Source organism: Sphingomonas hominis (assembly GCF_013328205.1).
Taxonomy (GTDB): Bacteria; Pseudomonadota; Alphaproteobacteria; order Sphingomonadales; family Sphingomonadaceae; genus Sphingomonas; species Sphingomonas hominis.
Window position 1 is genome coordinate 19,906 of the sequence record NZ_JABULH010000001.1, and the last position, 25,620, is coordinate 45,525.

The following is a 25,620-nucleotide window of genomic DNA, read 5'->3' on the forward strand; positions in this document are numbered from 1 at the left end:
ACTCTGTCAATCCTTGTTCACGCGCACCGAGTCGAGAGCTTATTACCTTCTCAACGGCAACCAACCAGCCGGGCAGATCAACACCAGAGGAGAACGTCCATGCCGAACGAACCGCAGCGCAGCCGTGCCGTCTTCTCGACCGAAGACTTCGGACTGATGAAGGAAGCCGTCGCAAATTACGTCCGCCAGATCGCGGACGACCCCCGCTCGGCCAAATTCTCGAACCTCTACCACCGCCTCGGCCGGCTCGGCTGACGCGACCCGCCCGCGCGCACGCGGGCAGCACCAAGTTCCTGGGGAGGAAAGGTGGTTCGCCGGCGCGGGGCTCCCGCGTCGGCGACCATTTTCACGCGCCCCGTTTCACACACGCATTCGAGGGGACCACCATGACCTACCAGGATCACACCAATCAGATCACCCAGCTGATCGGCCGCCAGAACGGCACTTGGGATGGCATCGACGCCGAGGCTGTCGCGCGGATGCGGCTCCAGAACCGCTTCAACACCGGACTCGACATCGCGAAATACACTGCCGGCATCATGCGCCGCGACATGGCCGCCTATGACGCCGATCCGGCGAACTACACCCAGTCGTTGGGGTGCTGGCACGGCTTCATCGGGCAGCAGAAGCTCATCAGCATCAAAAAGCATTTCGGCTCCACCAAGGGCCGCTACCTCTATCTCTCCGGCTGGATGGTCGCCGCGCTCCGCTCCGATTTCGGACCGCTGCCCGACCAGTCGATGCACGAGAAGACCAGCGTGCCCGCGCTGATCGAGGAGCTCTACACCTTCCTCAAGCAGGCCGATGCGCGTGAACTGGGCATGATGTTCCGCGAATTGGACAAGGCGCGCGAGGGCGGCAACGAGATCGAGGCACAGCGCCTGATCCACGCCATCGACAACTACGAGACGCATGTCGTGCCGATCATCGCCGACATCGACGCCGGGTTCGGCAATGCCGAGGCGACCTACCTGCTCGCGAAGAAGATGATCGAGGCCGGCGCCTGCGCGCTCCAGATCGAGAACCAGGTCAGCGACGAGAAGCAGTGCGGCCACCAGGACGGCAAGGTCACCGTGCCCCACGACGACTTCCTGGCGAAGGTCCGCGCCTGCCGCTACGCCTTCCTCGAACTGGGCGTAGAGGACGGGATCATCGTCACACGCACCGACTCGCTCGGCGCCGGTCTCACCAAGCAGATCGCCTTCTCGAAGGAGCCGGGCGACATCGGCGACCAGTATAACAGCTTCCTCGACGCGGAAGAGATCACCGACCTGTCGACGATCAACGGCGACGTCATCATCAACCGTGACGGCAAGCTGATGCGGCCGAAGCGGCTGCCCTCCAACCTGTTCCAGTTCCGCGAGGGGACGGGGGCCGACCGTTGCGTGCTCGACTGCATCACCTCGCTCCAGCACGGCGCCGACCTGCTCTGGATCGAGACGGAGAAGCCGCACATCGAGCAGATCGCCTCGATGGTCGACCGCATCCGCGAAGTGATTCCCAACGCGAAGCTCGTGTACAACAATTCACCCAGCTTCAACTGGACGCTCAACTTCCGCCAGCAGGTGTTCGACGCCTGGGTCGATGCCGGCCGCGACGTCTCTGCCTACGACCGCGCGCGGTTGATGAGCGTCGATTATGACGACACCGAACTCGCCGCGCAGGCGGACGAGCGCATCCGCACCTTCCAGAAGGATGCGGCGGCGCGTGCCGGCATCTTCCACCACCTGATCACGCTGCCGACTTACCACACTGCGGCGCTGTCGACCGACAATCTGGCGAAGGAATATTTCGGCGAGGCGGGTATGCTCGGCTACGTCAAGGGCGTGCAGCGCCGCGAGATCCGCGAGGGCATCGCCTGCGTCAAGCATCAGAACATGTCGGGCTCCGACATCGGCGACGATCACAAGGAATATTTCGCCGGCGAGGCCGCGCTGAAAGCCGGCGGCGCACACAACACGATGAATCAATTCGCCGCCTGACCGCGGCTTGGGGAACCAGTTCGCCGCCTGACCCCCACTCCAACAGGCAGCGCTTCACCCGCGTCGGGCAACCGGCGCGGGTGTTCGCGCGTAAACCTGTACGCCAGACTACAATCCGGTTCAGCTTGGATGCCGATCGCCGCGCCTAGACGTTGCGTCATCGATCACTGCGAGAGGACCATTATCATGAAGATCGCACAGATGTTCGCCGCCGCCGGGCTGATGATCGCCAGCTTGGGCGTGTCCGCCACCGCCGATGCGCAGGGGCGCTGGAACGACCGCCACGTCGGCCGCTGGGACGACGGCCGCGACTTCCGCGGTGATCGCCGTGACTTTCGCGACGGCCGCCGCGGCTACCGCGCCGACCGCCGCGCTTATCGGCAGGATCGCCGCGCCTATCGCCGCAACCTGCGCCAATATCGCCGCGACCGCCGCGCCTACGCTTATCGTTACGGCAACGGCTATGGCTACGGGAACCGTTACGGCTACGGAAACCGCTACGGTCGCGGCAATTGCTACGTGACGTGGCGCTACAACCGCCAGGTCCGCGTCTGCCGCTGAGCTGACGACGGCGGGCGAGGGGACACCTCGCCCGTCACTCCATCATTTCGCCGCCGCGGCCAGCGCGTCGCGCATCGCCTGCACCTGCCGGTTGAGCGCGTCGAGCTGGTCCAGCGTCATGCCCGACCGCGCCACCAGCGTCTCGCCGAGGCATCCGCAATCCTCGCGCAGCGCGCGCCCACGCTCGCTCAGCCGCACCTGCACCTGCCGCTCGTCCGCCGGGTTGCGCGTCCGTGTCATCAATCCCGCCGCCTCCATCCGCTTCACCAGCGGCGTCACCGTGCTCGATTCCAGCGCCAGGCGCTCGGCGATCGCACCGATCGTACGCCCGTCCTCCTCCCACAATGCGTGCAGCACCAGATATTGCGGATAGGTGATACCCAGCGCGTCGAGCTGCGGCTTGTACGCGCGATTGATCGCCATCGACGTTGCGTAGAGCGAGAAGCAGAGCTGGTGATCGAGCGGCAGGGGGGCAGACATCGGCTAAACTCCGGCGCCGACGGTTCCGCCGGCCTGTTGGATAGAAGCACAACCAACCTGACGCCCGTCATCCCGGACTTGATCCGGGATCCCGCTGCCTTCTTCTAGGGCAGGACCCCGGACCAGTCCGGGTGACCGAGGAATACGCGTCAAATCGGTCGGCACGCAGAATAGATATCGTGATAACTAAACCGCTGGACAAGTCCGAGCCGCATACCTATTTAGCAGTTATCGCGATATGGAATATCGCAGACATCAAAGCGGAGCACGAACATGGCAGTGGACGTCAAATACACCACCAAGGCGACGGCCACCGGCGGCCGCGACGGTCACGCGCGCAGCGAAGACGGCGCAGTCGATCTCAAGCTGTCGACCCCGAAGGAGTTGGGCGGCGCAGGCGGCGAGGGTGGAAACCCCGAGCAATTGTTCGCGGCCGGCTATTCCGCCTGCTTCATCGGCGCGCTGAAGGCCGCCGGTGCGCAAATGAAGGTCAAGGTGCCCGCCGACACGAAGGTAACGGCGACCGTCGGCATCGGCCCGCGTTCGGAAGGCGGCTTCGGCATCACCACCGACCTAGTCGTCGATCTGCCCGGTCTTGATCGCGACGAGGCGCAGAAGCTCGTCGACGCCGCGCATCAGATCTGCCCTTATTCGAATGCCACCCGCGGCAATGTGGATGTCGGTCTGACGCTCGCCTGAGCCCCCCTTACGCGTCAGCAACGGACCGAACGCGACGCGCTCCTGCCGCCCCCCGGCAGGAGCGCGTTTGCGTTTGTACCGGTCTAGCAGTCACCCTGAACTCGTTTCCGGGTCCATTTCTCACCCCCACGCCACGGTCGCATCGTTGCACCCAAGCCTCGCGGCAGACGCGTCTTTCGCCACCCCGACACGTTACGCCGTGCGAAGGGAAAGACCGATGACCCAAGAAGACGAACGCTGGATGCGCATGGCGCTAGACGTCGCGCGCTCGAAGGGCTCCGACCCTTCGACCTCGCCGCTCGGTTGCGTGATCGTCCGCGACGGACAGGTCCTCGCCGCCGAGCGCAACCAGACGCACGAACTGCCCGACGCGACCGCCCACGCCGAGATGATGGCGATCCGCCGCGCCTGCGAGAGCCTCGGCGACATGGAACTGCGCGGCGCGACGCTCTACTCGACGCTGCAACCCTGCGGCATGTGCACCATGGCCTCGATCTGGTCCAAGGTGACCCGCGTCGTCTATGGCGCCGAAGGCGCGGACGTGCACCCGATGTATTTCGAGGCGCACGGCATCGACACGCTGTCGTTCGTCACCCACGCCTACCGCGGCGACATTACGATCGAGGGCGGCTGCCTGCGCAGAGAGTGCGCCGACCTCTACTACGGCCCGGACGCAGACCTGCCGGAGGAAGAGCAGGCCAATCTGTGACGCCGGGACCGGCCCTGTCGGTTACGATCGGCCATTACATCGCGGGCTCTCCATAACAGCCCATCGTGCCAGATCCGAGGGCATGTGAGGCAGTCACTACCGTCATCCCGGACTTGATCCGGGATCCCGCTGCCTTCTCTACGGTCCCTAAGAAGCGGGACCCCGGATCAAGTCCGAGATGACGACACGTGAAGCTGGTCGGAAAACGCTCCACAGTGACCATTCACCACGCGAGGCGGCAACGCGTTGGCGTGACCTTAGCGTGACCTTCCATCCACCACCTCACCCGACCAGCGCCGCTACCACTTCCTGCACCTTCGCCAACCGCGCGTCGGCGTCCTCGATCCGCTCGCGCAGCAGGTAGCGCCCGTTCTTCTCCTCCAGCGCCTCCGCCGACAGCGTGACCCGCGGTCGCGGCTCCAGCGCGATCGCCGCCGGGCCCGCGACGATACGCTGGATCTGCGCCGCACGCGCCTCCGCCCGCAACCGCGCAACCGCGATCAGCGTGCGTGCCTCATCGGGCATCGCACCGAAGCGGTCCTCCAGTTCCTCCTCCAGCGCATCGAGCGCTTCGGCGTCGTACAGCCGCGCGATCCGGCCATAGATCGACACGCGCAGCTCCTCGTCCGGGATCCACGCCTCGGGCAGGCACCCTTCGACCCCCAACTGCAACTCGGGGGTCCAACGGTCGGCCTCCTCGCCGCGTGCGCGACGCAACGCGTCCTCGAGCAATTGCTGGTACAGATCGATCCCGATCAGCTTCATGTGCCCGGCCTGAGTCTCGCCCAACAGGTCGCCCGCACCGCGCATATCGAGATCGCGCGCGCTGATCGCGAAGCCCGCACCCAGCCGGTCGAACGCCTCTAGCGTGCGCAGCCGCTTGAGCGTCCGCGGCGCGATCTTGTGGTCGGGTTCGGTAAAGAGCAGCACCTGACCACGCCGGCTGCCGCGCCCGACCCGCCCGCGCAGCTGGTGCAACTGCGACAGCCCGAAGCGATCGGCGCGCCAGATCACCATCGTGTTCGCACGCGGCACGTCCAGCCCCGCCTCGATGATGTTGGTTGCGAGCAGGACGTCACCGTCGCCGCGCCCAAACGCGACCATCGCGTCGTCGATCTCGCCCGCCGCCATCTTGCCGTGCGCTTGGAGCAGGTCGAGTTCGGGCACCAGCCGTTCGAGCTTCTCCGCGAGCGGTGCCATGTCCTCGATCCGCGGAACCACGACGAAGCTCTGCCCGCCGCGCGCCTTCTCGCGCAGCAGCGCCGCGCGCATCACCTCGGGGTCGAAGCTGGCGACCGCGGTGCGGATCGGCTGGCGGCGGGCAGGCGGCGTCGCGATCACCGACATCTGCTGCAACCCGACCAGCGCCGATTGCAGCGTGCGTGGAATCGGCGTCGCCGACAGCGACAGCACGTGTCCGGCCGACAGGTCGCGCAAGCGCTGCTTGTCCGCCGCGCCGAACCGCTGCTCCTCGTCGATGATGACGAGCGCGAGGTTCGCGTATTCCACGCCCTTGCCCGCGACCGCGCCGGTGCCGACGACGACATGGACCGACCCGTCGGCCAGCCCCGCCTTGACCTTCTTCTTCTCCGCGGCGCTCGACAGTCGTGATAGCCCCGCGACCACCACGTCGGTGCCCTCGAACCGGCTGGCGAAACTCTCCAGATGCTGGCGCGCGAGCACCGTCGTCGGTGCGGCGATCGCGACCTGCCCGCCCGCCAATGCGGCGAGCGCGGCGGCGCGCAGCGCGACCTCGGTCTTGCCGTAACCGACGTCGCCGATCACCAGTCGGTCCATCGGCCTGCCCGCGGACAGGTCGGCGCGCACCGCCTCAATCGCGCGCGCCTGGTCTGCCGTCTCGGTGAACGGGAAGCCCGCCGCGAACCGCTCATACGCCGCCGTCTCGGGCGCGAGCACCGGCGCATCGCGCGATCCGCGCTCCTTCGCCAACTCGGTCAGCGCCGCCGCGTCTTTGGCAATCGTTTCCTCGATCTCGCCGCGGCGCTTCTGCCAGCTCGATCCGTCGAGCTTGTCGAGCGTCACCGCATCGGCCTCCGCGCCGTAGCGCCAGATGCGGTCGGCCTCGACCACCGGCACCAGCCGCGTCGCGTCATTGGCGTAGGTCAGCTTGATCGCGTCGCCAGTCGTGCTGCCCTCGTCCGCGGTCATCCGCTCCAGCCCGGCGACCACGCCGATGCCGTGCTCCTCGTGCACCACCACGTCGCCGATGCGGATCTCGCCGAAGTCGAACAGCGCGGTGTCGGCGGGGCCGGTCGAGGTCGTGTCGCGCTCCGCGCGGCTGCCGAGCAGGTCGGCGGCGGCGATCGCCAGCACGCCCTCGCGGCGGAACCCGCGATCGGTCGCGAGTTCGAGCATCAGGAACGCGCCCGGCTTGGCCGCTGCCACCTCGGCCCATGACGCGACCGCGACCGGCTCCTGCTTCATCGCCTTCGCCACGCGCCGCCGCAGAAAACGCAGGTCGCGCGCGCTCCCTAGCAGCACGACGCGCTCGCCCGCCTCCAAGGCCACGCGTGCTTCCTTGGCGAACGCGCGCAACGGCGCCTTCGACTCAACGAAGCGCGGCGGCAGGTCGCCCGTGCGCTCGATCGTCACCTGATCGGCGGCCTCAATCGCGGCGGCCCAGGCGCGTTCGTCGACCACGTCGCGTACCGCCCGCTTGGGCTGACGCTTCGCCACGTCCGCCGACAGCGCGAGAAAGCGCCGCCGCCGCTCGTCGGCCGCCGCGCCGATGACGACGCGCGCGCCCGGCAGGTGGTCGAGCAACGTAGCGCGTTCCCTGCCCAGCGCGGGCTCGGACACGCGCCCCAACTCGCGCCGCTCGATCTCGCCCACCGTGCGCTGGTCGGCGGGATCGTAGCACCGCACGCCCGCGACCACGCCGTCGTTGACCTCGATGCGAAGCGGCAGATCGGCATCGGCCGGGAACACGTCGAGCACTTGCCCGCGCAATGCCACTTCGCCCGGCTCGTCGACGCGCTCGTCGGCGAGATAGCCCAGTTCGATCAGCCGCGCGTAAAGGTCGGTCAGGTCGAGCGCCGCGCCGACCTCGACCACCGGCGGCGTCGCCTCGAACTCGACGGGCGGCGGATAGGCACGCGCCAGCGCCTCGCCCGTCGTCACGCACGCTACCCGCGCGCGCTTCTTGGCCGCGGTTAGCATGCGCATCTGACGCAGCGCCGACACGCGCTGCCCGACGTTGGCAGGGGAGGCGGGAGCATCATCACCCGGCAACGCGTCGCTGCCCGGACAGAACAATATGCACGCATCGGGCGCGGCGGCCGCTAGCGCGTGCGCGATCGCGATCCCCCGCGCTTCGTCGACCGCTGCGATCAGCACGTCGCGCTTGCCGAGCAACTCGGCCGCCGCCGCCGCGATCTCGCCCGTCTCAAGCGTGGGCGCGGCGGGTGCGCTGCCGATCAGCGAAGGGGCGTCGGGCGCGTCGTCGGGCATAGCTGTTTGGTTTTCCGCAGGAAGTGAGCCGCGCGAACGGCTGGAGGCGAAGCACGGTTCCGCATCGCGCTGTTCGCGATGGGTGCGAAACTACTCGGATCGGGCGCGAGACGTGTAGTATTTGATGAGTGCGCCATCGGAATCATCCACGCGCGCAGACATTGCCCGGCTCGCTCCTTGGTCGAGCCAAAGCCATCATCGACACCGTCATGCTCGCCACGACCTCGGTATCAACCTCAGGTAGCGACCCGCACGGTGTCACCGGTCCTCAACTGTCGATAACCCCGGCGCTAGAGCAAGAGAGCACTAAAACAGACTGCGCCCGTGTAACTGGCTGGCAGTTTCAATCTTGGACGATAGGCCTGTAACGCGCTCACGCGTCAGCCACGCAGTCCAGCCGCCGACCCGGAGGTGCGCACGTTACCGTTGCTCCGGCTGCCCTGCCGCCGCACCACCGGACAAATCAGCATTCTCGCCCGTGCTGTCCTCGTCGAAGCCTTCGCCCGGATTGCCGCCGCCAGCGCCGCTGCCGCTGCCGTGGACCGCGCCGGTCGCGGGGTCGAACGAGGCGCGCTGGCCATTGTCGGGCGGCACCGGCGCATCGTCGCGCACGCCCTCGCCCGGCCGCGCGGCGACCGTGCCCGACGGCACCCGCGCACCCAGCGCACGCTCGTCCGCCTCGTTATAACCCTCGCCGGTATAGCCCGACGCGCGATTAAACGGCGCGGGCTCGTGCGACCGCTCGGGATCGACCTCGGCATGGTCGAACGGGGTATTGGGACCGCGTTCGTCGGTGTTGCGCATCTTGTCACTCATGCCGCCCCAACGCGCGGAGCGGCATCAGTGATCCGCGCTCAAACGATCTCGAACAATCCCGCAGCACCCATGCCGCCCGCGGTGCACATCGAGACGACCACGTAGCGCACGCCGCGCTTGCGCCCCTCGATCAGTGCGTGGCCGACCAGCCGGCTGCCCGTCATCCCGAACGGATGCCCGACCGCGATCGCGCCGCCGTTGACGTTATACTTCTCGGGATCGATGCCGAGGTGGTCGCGGCAATACAGGCATTGCGACGCGAACGCCTCGTTCAACTCCCATAGCCCGATGTCACCGACCGACAGCCCGGCGCGCTCGAGCAGCTTGGGGATCGCGAAGACGGGGCCGATCCCCATCTCGTCGGGCCCGCACCCCGCCGCCTTGAAGCCGCGATAGATGCCCAGCACGTTCTTGCCCTCGGCCTCCGCGGTCGCGCGGTCCATCACGATCTGCGCGGCGGCGCCGTCCGACAACTGGCTGGCATTGCCCGCGGTCACGTTGCTGCCCGGCCCGGTGAACTCGCCACCCGCCCACACGGTCTTGAGGTTGCCGAGCGCCTCGGCGGTCGTGCCGGCGCGAATGCCCTCGTCTTGGCTGACGGTGACCGTCTCGCTGCCGGTCCTGTTGCCTGCCTTGTCAAAAATCGCCTTCTCGACCGTGATCGGCACGATCTCCTCAGCGAAGGCGCCCGTCTCCAGCCCGCGCGCGGCGCGCTGTTGGCTCATCGCGCCATATTCGTCCTGGGCGGCGCGCGTGATGCCGTAGCGCTCGGCGACGATCTCGGCCGTCTCGATCATCGGAATGTAGGCGGCGGGCACCTTGCGCGTGACGCTTTCGTTGACGAAGCGCGGCGCGTCCTTGGTCACCGTGTAGCTGATCGACTCCATGCCGCCCGCGAGCGCGACATCGATGTCGCCCGCGATGATCGAGCGCGCGGCGAGCGCCACCGCGGTCAACCCGGAGCCGCATTTGCGATCGAGCGTGAACGCCGGCACCGAATGCGGCAACGCGCCGGCGAAGATCGCCATCCGCCCGGCGTTGCCGCCCTGCGTGCCCCATTGATTGCCGACGCCCCAGAACACGTCGTCTATTCGAGCGGGATCGATGCCGGCGCGCTCCACCGCGGCGTTCATCACGTGCCCGGCGAGTACCGGCGCCTCGGTCGCGTTGAACGCACCGCGATACGCCTTGCCGATCGCGGTGCGGGCGGTGGATACGATAGCGGCTTCGCGCATGGGGCTCTCCTATGGTTTGCCCCTGCCTAGATCGCGCGCCGGCCGGCCGCAATCACGCGCGCGCGCTATTGCTTGGACACATCACCCGCTTGCTTGGACGCGGCATCGTCGCGCGCGGCGGCAAGCGCCATCGCCTGCGCCGATCCGGTCGCCGGCTTGGCCCGCACCGCCGGCTCCCGCCGCGCCAGCGTCAGATAGAGTACGCCCGCGATCAGGATCGCGAGCACGGCCAGCACGGGCCAACCGGAGAAGGTGCGCGAGGTGGCGGAACGTCGGTTCATCGTCGGTGGCCTCAACATGGATCAGCCACCCCAATCGCCATCGCCACCGCCGCGTTCCGGCCGCAACGGTTACATATTCTTGCTGATCCGACGCAGGGGGTCAGTCTAAGCGAGTCAGTCTGAGCAGATCAAGCCGCCAGCCCGTGCGCGCCCGCCGCGAGCGCGTCCTCCGCCTGCGTCAACGCGCGCGGATCGTCGACGTCGAGCCACCACGCATCGCCCACGTCAACCACGCGCGCCTCACCCGCGACCGCCAGCGTCTCGACTCCGGCCGAGATCGACCCCGCGCCGCCCTCGGCGATCGAGGCGCGCAACGCGTCATGGAAGCGACCGTCAACCGCGAACACACCGGTATCGTAGCAATCATAATCAGGCAGGTGCTTGCCGATCGAAACGATCCGCTCGCCATCGGTGCGCACCCGCGTCACGTCATCGAGATCGACCAGCGGATTGTTCAACCGCCGATCGACGCCGAGCACCAGCGCGGCGGCGGGCGCGGCGATGACCGCGGCGACCAGCGCGGGATCGAACAGGTGGTCCGCCATCATGAGCAGATGCCGCTCGCGCCCGACCGCCGCGGCACCGGTCAGCACCGAATGCCCGTTCGGCCGCGACCAGTCGTCGGTGCGCACGCAGGTGACCTTGATGCGATAAGCCCGCGCCGCCTGCGCCAGATGCGCCTCCAGCGCCTCGCCCTCGTGACCTGTCACGACGGTAAACGCACTCGCGCCGCCGTCACGCGCCGCCAGGATGACGCGGTCGATCAGCGCGACGCCCGCGACTGGGGTCAGCGGTTTCGACGGCGACACCGCGCGCAGCCGGCTGCCATAGCCGGCCGCGACGATCACGGCGTGCATCGGATCAGTCCCGCGCGACCGTGGCCGTTATTCGGCGGCGATGCGCGCTTCGTGGCCGGCGATGAACTCGTCGGTCATCTGCGCCGCGACATCGTCGGTCACCTGCTCGGGCGGGTGCTTGCAGAAGAATGCCGACGGGCCGGCGAGCGCGCCGCCGACCTTGCGGTCGAGACCCAGCTTCACGCAACGGATCGCGTCCACGACCACCGCCGCGCTGTTGGGCGAATCCTCGACCGACAGGCGCAGTTCCAGGTTCATCGGCACGCCGCCGAACAGGTCGCCTTCGAGGCGCAGGAAGCACAGCTTGTTGTCACCCAGCCACGGAATATAGTCCGATGGGCCGACGTGGATGTTCTCGTCCGCCAGCCGCTCGGCGATCACCGCCTGCACGGCTTCCGTCTTCGACTCCTTCTTGCTCGCCAACCGGTTGCGGTCGAGCATGTTCATGAAGTCGGTGTTGCCGCCGGTGTTGAGCTGGTAGGTGTGATCGATCGTCACGCCGCGCTGGCCGAACAGGTTGGAGAGCACGCGGTGGACGATCGTCGCGCCGACCTGCGCCTTCACGTCGTCGCCGATGATCGGCAGGCCTGCGTCGGCGAACTTCTTCTCCCACTCAGGGCGGCTGGCGATGAACACCGGCATGCAGTTAACGACGCCGAGGCCCGCCTCAAGCGCGCATTCCATGTAGAATTCGGTCGCTTCCTGGCTGCCGACGGGCAGAAAGTTGACCAGGATCTCCGCGCCCGAGCTCTTCAGCTCGGCGATGATCTCCGCCTTCTCCGCGTCGCGCGTGTCGTTGATCTCGAACCCGCGGTCGTTGGCGGCGGTTAGCATGTGCGGCGCGACGCCGTCGAGCTTCGCGCCCATCTTCACAATCGTGCCGGTCTTGGGCACGTCGGCGTGGAACACCTTGGTGCAGTTCGGCTTGGCGAAGATCGCTTCGCCCAGGTCGAGCCCGACCTTGCGCGAGTCGACGTCGAATGCCGCCACGAATTCCATGTCGGACACCTTGTAGCCGCCGATATCCTCGTGGATCAGGCCAGCCGCGGTGTTGCTGCCGGTATAATGGTACTTGCCCTGCACCAGACTGCTGGCGCAATTGCCGACACCGATAACCGCGACCTTGATGGTGTTCATTGATCCCCACTCGCCGGGCGCGCCCGGCACAAGACAGAAAGTTTGCCGCTCCGTGACAGAACCGTTGCGGCTGTCAAGCGAAGCGATCTCCCTAGCCGATCCCGACAATTCCTGCACGAGGGAAAACGTGAACGATTCCAACCCCACTGTGGCGGGAAAGCCGCGGGAACTGCAAGGGTTTCTGAACGCCTGGCTCTACCATCCGATCGCCGGCGCGCTCGCCCGCGCGCTGGTGCCGACGCCGGTCACGCCCAACATGGTGTCGGTGTTCGGCGCGCTGATGGTGGTGTCCGCGGGCATCTTCTACACGCTGGTCGGCGGCGCCTGGGGCATCGCGACCGGTTTCCTGCTGCACCTGTCGTGGCACGTCGTCGACGGTGCGGACGGCATGCTCGCGCGGCTTTCAGGGCGCGCGTCGCCGTCGGGCGAGGTGGTCGACGGCATGTGCGATTATTTCGGTCACGGCATCCTCTACGCGCTGCTCGCCGCGCAACTGGACGACCGGATCGGCTGGGTCGCCTGTGCGCTGGCGCTCGCCGCCGGCATCTCGCGCGCGGTGCAGTCGGTCTATGCCGAGAGCGCGCGGCGCAGCTATCAATGGTGGGTCTATGACGTGCCGTGGTTGCAGAACCAGCGCGCGCCGCAACCCGGCCTCGGCGGTGCCCTGTCGCGCGCTTACCTGTGGGCGTGGAACAGGATGTCGGGCGCGACGCAGCGCGTCGATGCCCTGGTCCTCAGTGCAGAGCACGACCGCGTACAGCGCGCGCGCATTGCCGAGATCGCGCGCGCTGCGGGCACGCGCACGCTGCCGGTGCTGGCAGCGCTCGGCGCCAACCCGCGCACGATCCTGCTAGGGCTCAGCATAATTGCGGGGTCGCCGATCTGGTTCTTCCTGATCGAAGTCGTGCTGCTCAACGCGGTGCTGGTATTCGCGATCGCACAAGGTGCCGCCAGCGCGCGCCGCATCGCCGCACTGGTCGCACGCGGCGCCTGAGGCCACTCACGGAACGCGCCGCCAATCGGTCCGTTTCGCTCCCGATCCGGTTGAACATTCCGGTTGGATACAGGGAGAAGATCATGCGGTTGGCAGTGATAGTGGCAGCGGGCACGGCACTCGCGCTCGGCGCCTGCGCGCGCGAGGAGATGCCGACGGGCACCCCGATGGCGGGCGGCGCGAAGGCAGTGGCGAGCCTGCGTACCGCGGACGGTGCCGATGTCGGCCGCGCCACCGCAACCGAAGTAGCAGGTGGCTTGCGCTTCACCGTCGATGCGATGTCGATGCCGGTCGGCACGCACGGCGCGCACGTCCACATGACCGGCCGCTGCGACGCACCCGCCTTCACCACCGCGGGCGGCCACTGGAACCCGACGCAGCGCAAGCACGGCACGATGAATCCGCAGGGCCCGCACGAGGGCGACCTGCCCAATCTCGTGATCGACTCAGGCGGCCGCGGCACCGTCGGCGCGACGATTCCGGGCGCGACCATGGCCGGGCTGATGGACGCCGACGGCGCGGCGTTCATCGTTCATGCCAAGGCGGACGACCTGATGACCGACCCGTCGGGCAATTCGGGCGACCGGATCGCCTGCGGCGTGTTCCAGCCCGCCTGACGCTCAGATCACCTCGCCCGCCGCGCGCGCGCGCTCCTCGCGCGTCCGCTCGGCGGCGGGGACCAGCTGATAGGCGGCGATCGCGGCGCCGAGCGTGATCGGCACTGTCAGCAGCAGCGACAGCATGCCCGTCGACAGGCTTCCCGTCAGCGTCGACACCCGCCCGGCAAGATACGGTCCGAGTGCAAGGCCGAGCAGCGTCGTGCCGATAAAGAAGGTCGCGGTTGCCGCACCGCGCATCCGCGGCAGCACCAAATCCTGCGTCGTCGCCGCTGCGGACCCGAGCGCCATGCTGGCGAGGAACTGCGCTGCGAACAGGCATGGATAAAGGAGCGCAGGCGAAGCGGCGGTGAACCCGATCGCCAGGAACGGCACGGGCAGGATCGCGCCCGCGATCACCATTACCAGCCGCCCGGCCGGGTTGCGCTGCCGCAATCGGTCGCCGACGACCCCGCCGACGGTCACGCCCAGGAACCCCGACAGCGCGCCGACCCCGCCCAGGATCAGCCCCGCCGTTGCCGGCTCCACGCCCAGCACACGCATCGCGTAGGGCGCGGCCCAGAAACTCGCGGCGTAGCTCAGAAACGCATTCAAGCCGTAGGCAACGACGGTGCAGACGAACGCGGGCGTGCCGACGATCAGCGCGAAGGTCGCCGGATCGCGCCGCTTCAGCGCACACGCCCAGGAGAAGACCGCGTAGCATCCGGTGCCGACCGCCAGCCATTGCGGCGCGGGCTCACCCGCCGCCAGCAGCACCGCCACCGCCGCGACGACGACACCGAGCCCCGCCAGGTTGACCAGCAGCGCGCGCGTGCCCCCGCGCAGCGCGCCGATCAGCGTCAGCGGCGGCAGGATCGTGATCAGTTCGTCGAAGAACGCGCGGAAGGGTGCTGGATGCCGCTCTGGCTCAGGCAGTCCTTCAACCGCGCCGCGGATCGGCTCGCGCAAGGTCGCAATCCACAAGGCGAGCACCAGCCCGGGCAGCCCGACCGCCAGGAACGCCGCCTGCCAGCCGACCAGCCCGAGTGGGCCGCCACCAGGATAGGCCGCGTTCCAGCGCTGCACGATCGCGCCGCCGATGAACAGCGAGCAGCCCCCACCGACGTAGATACCCGCCGAGTAGATCGACAGCGCGGTCGCGCGCAGCTTCTTGGGGAAATAGTCAGAGATCAGCGAATAAGCTGAGGGGGACGCGGTCGCCTCGCCGACACCGACGCCGATCCGCGCCGCGGTCAGTTGCGCGCCCGATAACGAGAAGCCCGACAGCGCGGTCATCGTCGACCACAGCCCGAGCCCGATCGTCATCAACCGCACGCGTGACCAACTGTCCGCCAACCGCCCGAGCGGGATGCCGAACAGCGAGTAGAACACGCCGAACGCCGTACCGTAGAGGAAGCCGAGGTCCTCGTCCTTGAGGTGCAGGTCGCGCTTGATGTCCTCGGCCAGGATTGAGATCACCTGCCGGTCGACGAAGTTCAGGATGTAGACCACGAACAGCAGCGCCAGCACGTACCAGGCGTAACCGCTCGCGCGCGCCTCGCTCTGCGGCACCTCGCCGGCCATCTGCGGCCCCGTTCCTTCTGGTCCCGCCATCCCCGTCCCCTTTGCCTCTTTGCCGGCAAGCCTAGCGGGCAGGGGAGCGCTACGCCAGCGCCCTGCGCGCGACCGATCGGCTCACGCCAGCGGCCAGCGCGCGACCGGCTCATACTGCGCGCCCTCGTGCCCCAGATGGCTCTCGTACAGGATCAGGTGCGGCAGCGTGAATGTGGGCGTCGACAGCGCCGCATGGTCCGCGACCCAACGCGCGATCGCGCCCGCGTCGCTGCTCGACCGCCCGAACCGCGCCAGCGTCAGGTGCGGCAGGTAGCGCCGCGTGTCGCGCGCCACCCCCGCGCGCGCCAGCGCCTGATCCACCTTGCGGTGCAGCGCGGCGAGCGGTTCCGCCGGCACGATCCGCGCCCATAAAGTGTCGACGCGCCCACGCCGATCGAACGTGCCGACACCGTCGACGCGCGCTTCGATCACGGGTGCCGACACCGTCGCCAACGCGGCGGCGATATCTTCCGCCTGGTGCCGCTCGACCTCACCGATGAAGCGCAAAGTGACGTGCAACTGTTCCTCGTCTTGCCAGCGTGCGCCCGGAAGTTCGTCCATCGCGTCGACCAAGGCGTCGCGGATATCGGGTGGGGGGCGCAGGGCGACGAACAGGCGGTGCATCAACCCTCCACGGACGCGGGGAACACGGGCGCGACCACCCGTGTAACGAACAATTGCTTGGCCGCGCGCTAACCATCCGGCTCGCTTGAAAAGGGATCGCCTGCGCGCGATATTCGTTAGTGATCCGGCGTTCCATGCCGGACGAAGGAGCAATTTGACAATGGCAAACTGGTCGGACCCTCGGTCCTCCACCGCACGCTTCGGTGCGGAGCAGGCCGGTACGCGGGACGCCGCCCACGACGCGGGTCTCCGGTCGTACATGCTGTCTGTTTACAATTACATGACGTCGGGCGTGCTGCTGACAGGCATCGTCGCGCTGGCGTTCGCGCTGTCGGGCTATGCCGCCGCCGTCTTCCAGACCCCGCTCAAATGGGTGATCGTGCTCGCGCCGCTCGCCTTCGTGTTCGCGATGAGCTTCGGGCAGAACCGTTTCAGCTCGGGTCAGCTGCGCGCGATGTTCTGGGGCTTCGCGGTGGCGATGGGTCTGTCGCTGTCGACGATCTTCCTGGTCTACTCGCCGGTCGCGATCGCGCAGGCGTTCTTCGCGACGGCTGCCGGCTTCGCGGCGCTCAGCCTCTACGGTTACACCACCAAGCGTGACTTGTCGGCATTCGGCACCTTCCTGATCATCGGTCTGGTCGGTCTGATCGTCGCGAGCGTGATCAACATGTTCGTCAACTCGGGCCCGCTCGGCCTCGTCATCTCGCTGGTCGGCGTGCTGCTGTTCGCAGGTCTGACCGCCTATGACACGCAGCGGACCAAGAGCATGTATTTTCAGGTCGCCGGTCACGGTGAACTGGTGTCGAAGGCAGTGGTGCTCGCCGCGCTGACGCTGTACCTCGACTTCATCAACATGTTCCTGTTCATCCTGCGTCTGTTCGGCTCCGGCCGCGACTGATCCAGCTACGGCACCGGAATAAAAGCATACGGGCTCGGCGGCCAACCGCCGGGCCCGTTTGTTATGCGCCCATCTTTGAAAGATTCACCGCTTGCGCCTTTCGATCGACGCCTTCCTCGATTACGGTTTCGCCGAGCGCGCCGACGTGCTGCTTCAGATCGAGGCGGCGGCGTTGCCCGACCAGCGGCTCGAACAGCAATCACTTGTGATCGAGAGCGACAATCCGATCCGCGCGGTCGCGGGTGAGGAGGGGATCGGACAGCGCACCTGGGCAACGGCCGAGCACCGCCTCGTTGCGCATTACCGTGCCGTGGTCGCGATCAACCGCGCGACACCGCCGCTCGCGACCTTGCCGCATACCCCAGCCGGCCTGCTGCCGCCGCAGACGATCCCCTACCTGTTGCCCAGCCGCTACTGCGAGTCGCACCGCTTCGACCATTTCCTGCGCCGCACCTTCGGCGGCTTGCGCGGCGGCAGCCTCGCGGTGGCACTGACCGACTGGGTGCGCACCAATCTCGACTATGATGGCGCGGGCAGCGACGGGCGCAGCAGCGCGCTCGATACCTTTGCTGAGCGGCGCGGCGTGTGCCGCGACTATGCGCACCTGCTCGTCGCACTCGCGCGCGCGGGCGAGATCCCGGCGCGCTGCGTCGCCGCCTACGCGCCCGGCGTCGATCCGCCGGATTTTCATGCCGTGGTCGAATTGTGGCTCGGTGGCGAATGGCACCTTGTCGACCCGACCGGCATGGCGCATCCGGACGAGATCGCGCGCGTCTGCGTCGGCCGCGACGCCACAGACATCGCCTTCATGACCATCTTCGGCAGCGCCTGGCTCCAGCAGCAGCGCGTGACGGTGACGCGCCTGTAGGAACAGGCGCGTCGACGGGTCGTTAGTGTTGCGAAACATGGATGGAGGTTCAGGTGTCCGACAATAACCCGATCGACGATCGCGCGCTCGACAGCATGTCGGTCGCACCGGAAGGCGGCACGCAGGCCGGCAACGCTGGTGGATCCAAGAACGAGCGCCAGGATGCCGGCCAGGACAAGATGATCAACAAGCGGCTGCAAAAGGATCCGTCGAACGAGGACGCCAAGCTCGACGAAGGGCTCGACGAGTCGATGGACGCGTCCGACCCAATCTCGTCGACGATCCCGGGCCGCAAGGACGAGCCGCCCGCCTCGTCGGGCTTCGACGCCGCGGAAGAAGCAGAGCGTCAGCGCGACGCCTGAGGCTGCGCCATCGTCGTTACAGCAAAAGGGGCCGGTCGTGCCCCGGCCCCTTTCTCGTTAGTGGCACAGTGACGGCGCAGCGATTGTTGCCCGGCAAACACAGCGGCTTGCAACAAAAGGGCTACCAGCACTCACTCCACCGCATAGATGTTGCGCTGCGGCATGGTTCGTGATGCATTGATGACGCGGCGCACGCATCCGTTAAGGCTGGCGTTAACCATCCTGGCGCATGATGCTTCGCACAGGCATTGATCGGGCGGGGTGAGCGATGAGCGCGAGGATGAAGCCGGCGGAAGGGGCGATGACCCTGGCAGAGATGAAGGAGTTCGCGAGCTTCCCGGCCGCGACGCAGCGTTATATCCGCCGCAGCCTCGACGTTGGGCTCGACCGGCAGGACGCGATGCTGCGCTGGTCGCGCGACGTGGTCGAGGCCGCGTCGATCCGTGCGCAAGCACGCCATTACCGCCGGCTCGACGATCTGCGCGCCAACGTGCCCGACGACAGCGGCCTCGACGCGGTGGAACCGTTCCTGTCGCCGCTGGTCGTCACCTCGGCGTTCGATCTGGGGCAGGGGCGGCTGCTCAGCTTCTCGGCCTATCGCTTCCTCTACGAGCGGCTGATCGGCGCGCGCGTGCGGCCGTGGCTGCCCGCCGCCTTCTGCTCGGCCGCCGCGCTGCCGCATCTTCACCCGGAGCTGCGCCGCAAGCTGCTGCAATCGATCAGCGAGGCCGCCGCCACCGCATCGGGCTGGTCGTCGCGCCAACCCGCCTTCTTCCCACACTGGGTCGAGAAGGTCGAGATCGGCACGCCGCTGCACTGATCGTCACGCTAGCCGCAGCCTCGCATCCACGCCATATTTCGCGCGCGCGTCGTCGAACACGGTGACTAGCCGCGCGAGATAGGCGCGAACCGCCGCGCTCGCCGCACCCGTATTGATCACCGTCACGCGCAGCGGGCGCGCCTGCTCAATGCCCGCGTCATCCCCTGATACTTCCGCTGCACCGTCATTCGGAATAGCCGCTGATCCCGACATCACCCGGTAATGCCTCGCCACCAACGCGTCGTACACCGCATCCAGGTTCGGTCCGTGCCAGTCGAGCGCGCCCAGCGCCGGCAGCATCGCCGCGTAGATGTCGCGGAACTCGCGCCACGCCGCGGCATCAAGCGTGATCTCCCGCGCGGTCATCGACCGCGACCTCGCCGAGCGGCACCCACGCCACATCGCCCTTGCATATCGCTCACCGGCACGCCCGCCATCCCATCGCGCCGCGGCTCGCCTGATCGAGATGAAAATGGTCGCGGTGCGCGGCATTATAGTCGGGCGACAGCACCGTCGCGAACAGATCGCACGCGCCATCCCTCACCGCGCGCAGGAACGCCGCCTCCGACCGCGCGGGCTCGCCGTCGCCGCCCGTCCAATCACGCACCACCGTCACGCGGCGTCCATCTGCTAGTCGGAAGCCCGCGATGTCGACCGCGTCGGCGGTGGAATGCTCGCTCCAATTGCCGGCATCGCGCCCGTACATCCGCCGGCACGAATAGCTGCCGAAATGCTCGATCGTCGCGACCCGGGACTTGAGGTAACGGTCGGCCGCGGGCTGCACCACGTCCCACTCCCATTTCGCCAACGCCGCTGCGACCGGGCAGGCGACGCCCAGCCCGGCAGGCGCGTAGGAGATCCGCCGTGCGCCGCCCTCCGCAAAGCGCACCGCGTCGCGGTATCCGCATCGCCCGCCGCCGTTGCGCGGCGGCAGCGCGGTATATCGCACGCCTGCGCGGTCGAGCACGCCGCGACACGCGCCGAAATCGTCGCCCAGCGCGGTCAGCTTGCGCCCGGTGAATGCCCCGATCGGTTGCGACAGGTCGAGCGGCGTCCACGGCAGATCCTGCGGTCGACCACGCAAGCTTCCCCACGCCACCAATGCCACCGCGCCCAGCACGCTCAGGATCACCAGGGCACGCGCCGACCGGCGCAGCCGCCGGATCGCGCGTGCGCCGCGCGTCACCCCCGCAGCGCGGTGTTGATCGGTTCCGCCGTCACCGGGTAACCCAGGTCCTGGGGTATGCAGAGCCATTCCTCTCCGTCGCGCGTCTCGGCCCAGGGGGTGACAACGCGCTGCGGCGTGACGCGCGCATCTGCCACCGTCGCCTCGAACGAGGGAAACTGCGCCAACCGCTCCAGGTTGCGCCGCGTCGGAAAGATGATCGACATCCGCCCCGCGTCGGCCTCGTCCAGCACGGCCTGCGCGCTCGCCCACGTCAGCCGCACATTCTCGGTCCGGTCGACGCTCGCGCATGGCGCATCGGCGGGCAGGTGCGCCAGGTAGAAGCGCGTGTCGAAGATGCGCATGTGCCGGTGCGCCGGGCGCCAGCGCGCGAACGGTACCAATGCGTCGAGGTCGAGCCGGGCGCCGGCCGCGCGCAACGCCGCCTCGAACGGCTGCCTCGCGTGCAGCGCACGCCGCATCTGCGCGATCACCTCCGGAGACGGCATCTCGGCCAGCCCGACCGGCAGCCCCGCTTCCTCGATCGTCTCGCGGATCGCCGCGATCCGCGCGGCGGCGTCGTCCGCGTCCACCGGTGCCAGCGTCTCGGCGAGCTCATGGTCGCCCGGATCGATCCGCCCGCCCGGAAACACCATCGCGCCCGCGGCAAATGCCATCTTCTGCGCGCGCTCGACCATCAGCAACTCGGGCGCATGTCCGGCGTGCTCGCGAAAAACCACCAGCGTCGCGGCGGGGATCGCGGCGGGCAAATCGGGGGCGTTGGCGTCGGCCACCTGCGCGCGGGGTGCGTCAGCGGCTGTCACGGCGAGTGGCGCGTCGGGCGTATGCGTCGCCGTATTCATGCCGGCCCTTGTCGGATGCGTGCCGTCGACCATCACCTTCTCCTCGGCCCTCATCATCACCACGCCGCGCATCCGGCGCAAGACCGCGCTTCGTGCCGCCTCCTATGATGCAGATCAACCATGCATAGGGTACGACAAGACCCCGTTGCCGCAGCGTAACGACAGGAACGAAGCGTCGTTCTCGCGTATTTCCTCCCCGCATACGACGCAGAGAACCGGCGCGTTGCTGTCCAGCAAGGAGGACCTAATGGGCTACGAACGTTACCCGCGCGGCACCAATCCGCAGGGCGATTATTATAATCGCGACGAGCAGCAGGATTACGGCCAGGATTACGGCTCCGGCCGACAGCACAGCTATTCCAGCGCACGCGACTACCAGTCGGCAGGTCGGCTGAACCGCGACGATGATCGCGACGACCGCGGACGCGGCGGCGATCGCTACGGCTCGCAGAATTACGGTCGCTCGCAGGATTATGGCTCGCGCGATTACGGCTCACAGCGTTCGGGTTCGCAGGGCTATGGCTCGCAATCCTACGGACAGCAGGGCAATGGCCAGCGCGATTACGGCAACGCCGGTTACGCCCGCGATTACAACCGCGGCGAGCGTGATTACGGCCGCTCGAACGACGGTTCGGACCGTTACAGCCAGTACGGCGCGGGCGGCAGCAGCAGCGAATATCACGGCAGCTACGGCTCCGACGGTCGTCGCTTCGTCGACGTCGGCGATCGCAAGCACTGGGACGATGACAATTACCGCGGCGGGAACCGCGACGAGCGCAGCCGCTACGGCAGCGACCAGAACCGCTACGGTGGCAACGACCGCGGCGATTCACAGCGCGGCGGCAATTACGGCCGTGCGCCGCAGGGCTACGACTATCAGGATCGCGGCTTCTTCGCGCGCGCTGGCGACGAGGTCCGTTCGTGGTTCGGCGACGACGAGGCCGAGCGTCGCCGCGAGATGGACAATCGCTACGACGAGCGCGAGTATAACCAGCGCGACCGTCACGACCGCGACTCCGATTATCATCACTGGCGCTCGGGCCAGATCGCCGCGCTCGACCGCGATTACGATGAATATCGCAGCGAGAACCGGACCAAGTTCCAGAACGAGTTCGGCTCGTGGCGCACCAACCGCCAGACGCAGCGCGCCTCGCTCGACAAGGTAAAGGAACATGCCGAGGTCGTCGGCTCGGACGGCAGCCACGTCGGCACCGTCGACAAGGTACGCGGCGACCGCATCCTGTTGACCAAGAACGACGTCGATGCGGGCGGCCAGCACCACTCGATCCCGTCGAGCTGGATCCAGTCGGTCGAGGACAAGAAGGTGACTTTGTCCAACACCGCCGACGAAGCGAAGAAGCAGTGGCGCGACGAGGAAAACAAGCAGGCGATGTTCGGCTACGGCGATCGCACCAGCGACCGGACCGGTCAGCGTTCGTCGGGCCAGCAGGGCTACGGCCAGCAGGGCACGTCCTCGAACGCCACCGGCTACGGCAGCGGCGAGAGCACGTCGGGCCAGAGCGGCACCGCTGCGACCGGCAGCAGCAGCACGACCGGCAGCAGCGCCTCCTCGTCGTCGGTCTCGGGCGGCACCGACCTGAACAGCAGCTTCTCGGGCACCTACCAGAACAAGTAAGCGCAAGCTGTAGGTAACAGAAAAGGCCCGGGCGGAAACGTCCGGGCCTCTTCGCATGTGTTACCCGTCAGCCGGGCACCTCGGTCGACCCCGACACAAGCAGCAGCGCCGACAGAAGGATCAGCAGCGCGACGTTCCAGCGGGTCGAGCGAACGAATAGCAGGGTGATCAGAACCGGGATGATCGCAACCCCCGTAATGTCGGAGATCGCCTCGCGCAGCGGCTCGGCCGGCGGCGCGGTACTGGGGCGCGCGGCGTGCGTCAGGGTCAGCGCGATCTGACCGAGCCAGCTCGCCACATTGGCGCCCAGCAATCCGCCGAGCACCAGTCGCCGCTGGCGTAGGTACCACGCGTCGAGATCGGGCCACTCCTCGATCGCATCGGGGAAGATCAGCGTCGCGGCTAGATAATAGCCGCCTACGACGACCAGCACGCCGACCAGCGTCGGGTAATTGGCGTCAACCTGATCGCGCATGTTCCACGCCAGCAACCAGAAGGTCGACAGGTCCAGCATCACGACCAGGCCGAGCAGCGGCACCAGCCACCCGATCCGCACCGACTGCGGCCCGCGTGCTACCTTCAACGCGCGCGAGAAGCCTGCCAGCACCTCCGACAGCGCGAGGCCGAGCAGCAGACCGAAAACGACGAACACCAATTCGAACGGGCTCATTCTCGCGTTATCGCGTCGATCACGAGCGACACGCAATCGCGCAGATTTACGATCCGCCCGGAGCGCATCCCCCCAGCGAGCGTCATCCCGGACTTGATCCGGGATCCCGCTACATTTTCCGAGCATTGAACGAACAGCAAAACCAAGGATCAGGTGCGAAGCGACGGAACAGGCTGCGTCAGGTTCGCTCAGCAATGCTTCGGTCGGCACAGCGTGACTCTCATGCTGCACTGATCAAGACTGACATAACCCAACCCGCTCGCCCGCCCGCCGCTGTTCGTTAACGCTCACCACCTATACCCGCGCCGCATGCGCGTGCTCACGCTCTCCACCCTGTTCCCCGACGCGACGCGGCCCAATTTTGGCGTCTTCGTCGAGCAGCAGACACTGAGCCTCGCCGCTCATCCGAATGTCGACCTGCGTGTCGTCGCACCGATCGGTCTTCCACCATGGCCGCTATCGCGTCACGCGCACTATCATGCACTCGCCGCCCTGCCGCGGCAGGAGCAATGGCGCGGGCTGCGGGTCGAGCGCCCGCGTTTCGCCACGCTGCCGGGCACGTCGGGCCGCTTCCACGCCGCCGCGCTCACGCGCGCGTTGCGTCCCGTGCTCGATTGCCTGCGCGACGACTTCGCCTTCGACGTGATCGACGCGAGTTTCTTCTTCCCCGACGGTCCAGCCGCGGTCGCGCTGGGCCGACGCTACGGCGTGCCCGTCTCGATCAAGGCGCGCGGTGCCGATATCCACCATTGGGGCCGCGCGCCTGCGACGGCGGCGCAAGTCCGTCTTGCAGGGCAGGCGGCAGACGGCCTCCTCGCCGTCAGCGGCGCGATGCGAGACGACATGGCGGCACTCGGCCTGCCGGCGTCACGCATCCGCGTCCATCACACCGGCGTCGATCTCGATCGTTTCGCCCCCGGCGACCGCGCCACGCTCAAACGCGACCTCGGCGTGACAGGCTCGCTGGTCGTCTCGGTCGGCGCGCTGATCCCGCGCAAGGGTCACGACGTGGTGACCGAGGCGCTCGCCGACCTGCCGCACGTCACGCTCGCGATCGCGGGGGAGGGGCCGGAGCGCGCACGGCTCGAACGCCTGATCGCCGAGCGTTCGCTTGAACAGCGCGTCCGCCTGCTCGGCAGCGTGCCGCACGCGGACCTGCCGCGCTTGCTCGCCGCGGCCGACGCGACCGCGCTCGCCTCCACGTCGGAAGGGCTCGCCAACGCCTGGATCGAGTCGCTCGCCTGCGGCACGCCGATCGTCATCCCCGACGCAGGCGGCGCGCCCGAGGTCGTGACCGACGCCGCGGCAGGCCACATCGTCGCGCGCACGCCCGCTGCCTTCGCCGATGCGCTGCGATCGCTGCTCACCGATCCGCCAGCGCCAACCGACACCCGCCGCCACGCCGAGCGCTTCACCTGGGCCGCGAACACCACCGCGCTCCACGACCACCTCGCGGCGCTGGTCGCACGAGCCGCTTCGACGTCATCGCAACCAACGCCATCGCTAACCTGATCTGGAATTTCGCTTTCCCTCGTTGGAGAGGGCATTAGACCTAGTCCCGCTCGACGTCAGCGCCGCGGCCGATAGCTTCCACGGGTGTTGAGCGCTGCGACCCGCATGTGAGAGGGGCGGTCAAACCCGATCTTCCCGGCGTCATCTCTGTGTTGAGGCGATCATCCGCGCAGTCTTGCGGCCGTGCTCACGCACCCGCTCCTCTTCGCATCGCACTCCGCCTTTAACGGCGGAGGGAAGTCGCTTTGGGAACATCGTCGTTGCTGTGTCGATCATGGCGGCCAACGACCAGCACACACAGACAGAAGCGTCTCAGCCCGCTTTCATCACCTGACCACACCCGCCTCGGCGATGCAGTGCGTCCGACAAACAGGTCAGGCGTCGATGGGGTAAAGCGCCGCCACCACCTGCCGGTCCTCGGCGCGCAGCACGCCCCAGGCGCGCGCGGCGGCGCGGCTGTCCATCGCCTCGACCCCGATCCCGCGTGCCTCCAGCGCCGCCACCAACGCGCGCGGCGGCCGCGCCAAGTTCGCGCCAGTCCCCAGCAGCACGAACTCCGGCGTACCCTCCAGCAGCCCCGCCAGATCGCGCTCGCTCAGTTCGGCGAGCGGCGGCGGCGTCCAGGCGTCGGCGCGCGTCGGCGTGAGCGTCAGCGCGGTGTAGACGTTCTCGTCGACCCGGAACCCGCTCGGCCCCAACCCGCGGATCAGCGGCCCCGCCGCGCCCGCGCGGTCCATCCGCATCGATCCGCCGCCGCGCGTCACCATCGG

At 67.9% G+C, this 25,620-nt stretch carries 27 protein-coding genes; 13 read left to right on the forward strand and 14 right to left on the reverse strand.

Going from position 1 to position 25,620, the window contains the following annotated elements; translation table 11 throughout:
- The first annotated feature begins 99 nt into the window (after positions 1 to 99).
- From HRV97_RS00075 to HRV97_RS00085, 3 genes are all read left to right on the forward strand, one after another.
- A complete protein-coding gene (locus HRV97_RS00075; protein WP_174191678.1) occupies positions 100 to 255 on the forward strand; it encodes a hypothetical protein in 156 nt (51 codons plus the stop codon).
- Between the two features lie 131 nt (positions 256 to 386).
- Complete coding sequence (locus tag HRV97_RS00080) at positions 387 to 1,982, forward strand: isocitrate lyase (RefSeq protein WP_174191679.1); 1,596 nt, start codon at positions 387 to 389, stop codon at positions 1,980 to 1,982.
- A gap of 186 nt (positions 1,983 to 2,168) precedes the next feature.
- Entirely contained in the window at positions 2,169 to 2,543 is a 375-nt protein-coding gene (locus HRV97_RS00085) for a hypothetical protein (protein WP_174191680.1), read from the forward strand.
- A 42-nt stretch (positions 2,544 to 2,585) separates the two neighbouring features.
- On the opposite strand, the gene HRV97_RS00090 is transcribed toward HRV97_RS00085, so the two are convergent.
- Positions 2,586 to 3,023, reverse strand: coding sequence for a MarR family winged helix-turn-helix transcriptional regulator (locus tag HRV97_RS00090; protein ID WP_174191681.1), 438 nt, complete (start codon positions 3,021 to 3,023; stop codon positions 2,586 to 2,588).
- Positions 3,024 to 3,296: 273 nt separating this feature from the next.
- On the opposite strand from HRV97_RS00090, the gene HRV97_RS00095 reads away from it, so the two are divergent.
- Positions 3,297 to 3,722, forward strand: a complete 426-nt coding sequence (locus HRV97_RS00095; protein ID WP_174191682.1) for an organic hydroperoxide resistance protein — start codon at positions 3,297 to 3,299, stop codon at positions 3,720 to 3,722.
- Between the two features lie 217 nt (positions 3,723 to 3,939).
- Positions 3,940 to 4,431, forward strand: a complete 492-nt coding sequence (locus HRV97_RS00100; protein WP_174191683.1) for a nucleoside deaminase — start codon at positions 3,940 to 3,942, stop codon at positions 4,429 to 4,431.
- Positions 4,432 to 4,713: 282 nt separating this feature from the next.
- Here the strand turns inward: HRV97_RS00100 and HRV97_RS00105 are convergent, their stop codons facing one another.
- The 6 genes from HRV97_RS00105 to HRV97_RS00130 all read right to left on the reverse strand — a co-directional run bounded on the left by HRV97_RS00105 (position 4,714) and on the right by HRV97_RS00130 (position 12,228).
- On the reverse strand, positions 4,714 to 7,902 hold the full coding sequence (locus HRV97_RS00105) for a TRCF domain-containing protein (protein WP_174191684.1): 3,189 nt from the start codon (positions 7,900 to 7,902) through the stop codon (positions 4,714 to 4,716).
- Positions 7,903 to 8,322: 420 nt separating this feature from the next.
- Entirely contained in the window at positions 8,323 to 8,718 is a 396-nt protein-coding gene (locus HRV97_RS00110; RefSeq protein WP_174191685.1) for a hypothetical protein, read from the reverse strand.
- A gap of 38 nt (positions 8,719 to 8,756) precedes the next feature.
- Positions 8,757 to 9,953, reverse strand: a complete 1,197-nt coding sequence (locus HRV97_RS00115; RefSeq protein ID WP_174191686.1) for an acetyl-CoA C-acyltransferase — start codon at positions 9,951 to 9,953, stop codon at positions 8,757 to 8,759.
- Between the two features lie 65 nt (positions 9,954 to 10,018).
- A complete protein-coding gene (locus HRV97_RS00120) occupies positions 10,019 to 10,234 on the reverse strand; it encodes a hypothetical protein (protein ID WP_174191687.1) in 216 nt (71 codons plus the stop codon).
- 128 nt (positions 10,235 to 10,362) lie between these two features.
- A complete protein-coding gene (locus HRV97_RS00125) occupies positions 10,363 to 11,091 on the reverse strand; it encodes an NTP transferase domain-containing protein (protein ID WP_174191688.1) in 729 nt (242 codons plus the stop codon).
- 27 nt (positions 11,092 to 11,118) lie between these two features.
- The gene (locus tag HRV97_RS00130; RefSeq protein WP_174191689.1) at positions 11,119 to 12,228 is read right to left on the reverse strand and encodes an inositol-3-phosphate synthase; all 1,110 of its coding nucleotides are present in this window, start codon (positions 12,226 to 12,228) and stop codon (positions 11,119 to 11,121) included.
- 127 nt (positions 12,229 to 12,355) lie between these two features.
- Here HRV97_RS00130 and HRV97_RS00135 point away from each other — a divergent pair, with 127 nt between their 5' ends.
- Positions 12,356 to 13,222, forward strand: a complete 867-nt coding sequence (locus HRV97_RS00135; RefSeq protein WP_174191690.1) for a CDP-alcohol phosphatidyltransferase family protein — start codon at positions 12,356 to 12,358, stop codon at positions 13,220 to 13,222.
- A gap of 83 nt (positions 13,223 to 13,305) precedes the next feature.
- The gene (locus HRV97_RS00140; protein ID WP_174191691.1) at positions 13,306 to 13,839 is read left to right on the forward strand and encodes a superoxide dismutase family protein; all 534 of its coding nucleotides are present in this window, start codon (positions 13,306 to 13,308) and stop codon (positions 13,837 to 13,839) included.
- Positions 13,840 to 13,842: 3 nt separating this feature from the next.
- On the opposite strand, the gene HRV97_RS00145 is transcribed toward HRV97_RS00140, so the two are convergent.
- Together HRV97_RS00145 and thpR are read right to left on the reverse strand one after the other, a co-directional pair.
- Complete coding sequence (locus HRV97_RS00145; protein WP_425505702.1) at positions 13,843 to 15,432, reverse strand: spinster family MFS transporter; 1,590 nt, start codon at positions 15,430 to 15,432, stop codon at positions 13,843 to 13,845.
- A gap of 81 nt (positions 15,433 to 15,513) precedes the next feature.
- Positions 15,514 to 16,056 (reverse strand): RNA 2',3'-cyclic phosphodiesterase, encoded by a 543-nt coding sequence (thpR, locus tag HRV97_RS00150; RefSeq protein ID WP_174191692.1) that lies wholly within the window; start codon positions 16,054 to 16,056, stop codon positions 15,514 to 15,516.
- 160 nt (positions 16,057 to 16,216) lie between these two features.
- Between thpR and HRV97_RS00155 the strand changes: the two genes are divergently transcribed.
- The 4 genes from HRV97_RS00155 to HRV97_RS00170 all read left to right on the forward strand — a co-directional run bounded on the left by HRV97_RS00155 (position 16,217) and on the right by HRV97_RS00170 (position 19,004).
- A complete protein-coding gene (locus HRV97_RS00155; RefSeq protein WP_174191693.1) occupies positions 16,217 to 16,954 on the forward strand; it encodes a Bax inhibitor-1/YccA family protein in 738 nt (245 codons plus the stop codon).
- 91 nt (positions 16,955 to 17,045) lie between these two features.
- The gene (locus HRV97_RS00160) at positions 17,046 to 17,822 is read left to right on the forward strand and encodes a transglutaminase-like domain-containing protein (RefSeq protein WP_174191694.1); all 777 of its coding nucleotides are present in this window, start codon (positions 17,046 to 17,048) and stop codon (positions 17,820 to 17,822) included.
- A 53-nt stretch (positions 17,823 to 17,875) separates the two neighbouring features.
- Positions 17,876 to 18,184 (forward strand): hypothetical protein, encoded by a 309-nt coding sequence (locus HRV97_RS00165; RefSeq protein WP_343044399.1) that lies wholly within the window; start codon positions 17,876 to 17,878, stop codon positions 18,182 to 18,184.
- Positions 18,185 to 18,452: 268 nt separating this feature from the next.
- On the forward strand, positions 18,453 to 19,004 hold the full coding sequence (locus tag HRV97_RS00170) for a hypothetical protein (protein ID WP_174191696.1): 552 nt from the start codon (positions 18,453 to 18,455) through the stop codon (positions 19,002 to 19,004).
- A gap of 3 nt (positions 19,005 to 19,007) precedes the next feature.
- Here the strand turns inward: HRV97_RS00170 and HRV97_RS00175 are convergent, their stop codons facing one another.
- From HRV97_RS00175 to HRV97_RS00185, 3 genes are read right to left on the reverse strand one after another with little or no spacing between them, the layout of a single operon-like run.
- Complete coding sequence (locus HRV97_RS00175) at positions 19,008 to 19,370, reverse strand: barstar family protein (protein WP_174191697.1); 363 nt, start codon at positions 19,368 to 19,370, stop codon at positions 19,008 to 19,010.
- A gap of 52 nt (positions 19,371 to 19,422) precedes the next feature.
- Entirely contained in the window at positions 19,423 to 20,169 is a 747-nt protein-coding gene (locus tag HRV97_RS00180; protein ID WP_343044432.1) for an extensin-like domain-containing protein, read from the reverse strand.
- A 17-nt stretch (positions 20,170 to 20,186) separates the two neighbouring features.
- A complete protein-coding gene (locus HRV97_RS00185; protein WP_246248467.1) occupies positions 20,187 to 21,113 on the reverse strand; it encodes an NUDIX hydrolase in 927 nt (308 codons plus the stop codon).
- A 166-nt stretch (positions 21,114 to 21,279) separates the two neighbouring features.
- On the opposite strand from HRV97_RS00185, the gene HRV97_RS00190 reads away from it, so the two are divergent.
- Positions 21,280 to 22,668 carry a DUF2171 domain-containing protein gene (locus tag HRV97_RS00190; RefSeq protein ID WP_174191699.1) on the forward strand — a complete coding sequence of 463 codons (1,389 nt, stop codon included), beginning with the start codon at positions 21,280 to 21,282 and terminating at the stop codon, positions 22,666 to 22,668.
- Positions 22,669 to 22,735: 67 nt separating this feature from the next.
- On the opposite strand, the gene HRV97_RS00195 is transcribed toward HRV97_RS00190, so the two are convergent.
- Positions 22,736 to 23,338, reverse strand: a complete 603-nt coding sequence (locus tag HRV97_RS00195) for a hypothetical protein (RefSeq protein ID WP_174191700.1) — start codon at positions 23,336 to 23,338, stop codon at positions 22,736 to 22,738.
- Positions 23,339 to 23,647: 309 nt separating this feature from the next.
- Between HRV97_RS00195 and HRV97_RS00200 the strand changes: the two genes are divergently transcribed.
- A complete protein-coding gene (locus tag HRV97_RS00200; RefSeq protein WP_174191701.1) occupies positions 23,648 to 24,850 on the forward strand; it encodes a glycosyltransferase in 1,203 nt (400 codons plus the stop codon).
- 374 nt (positions 24,851 to 25,224) lie between these two features.
- Here the strand turns inward: HRV97_RS00200 and HRV97_RS00205 are convergent, their stop codons facing one another.
- Positions 25,225 to 25,617 (reverse strand): Mth938-like domain-containing protein, encoded by a 393-nt coding sequence (locus HRV97_RS00205; protein WP_246248468.1) that lies wholly within the window; start codon positions 25,615 to 25,617, stop codon positions 25,225 to 25,227.
- Positions 25,618 to 25,620: the final 3 nt, after the last annotated feature.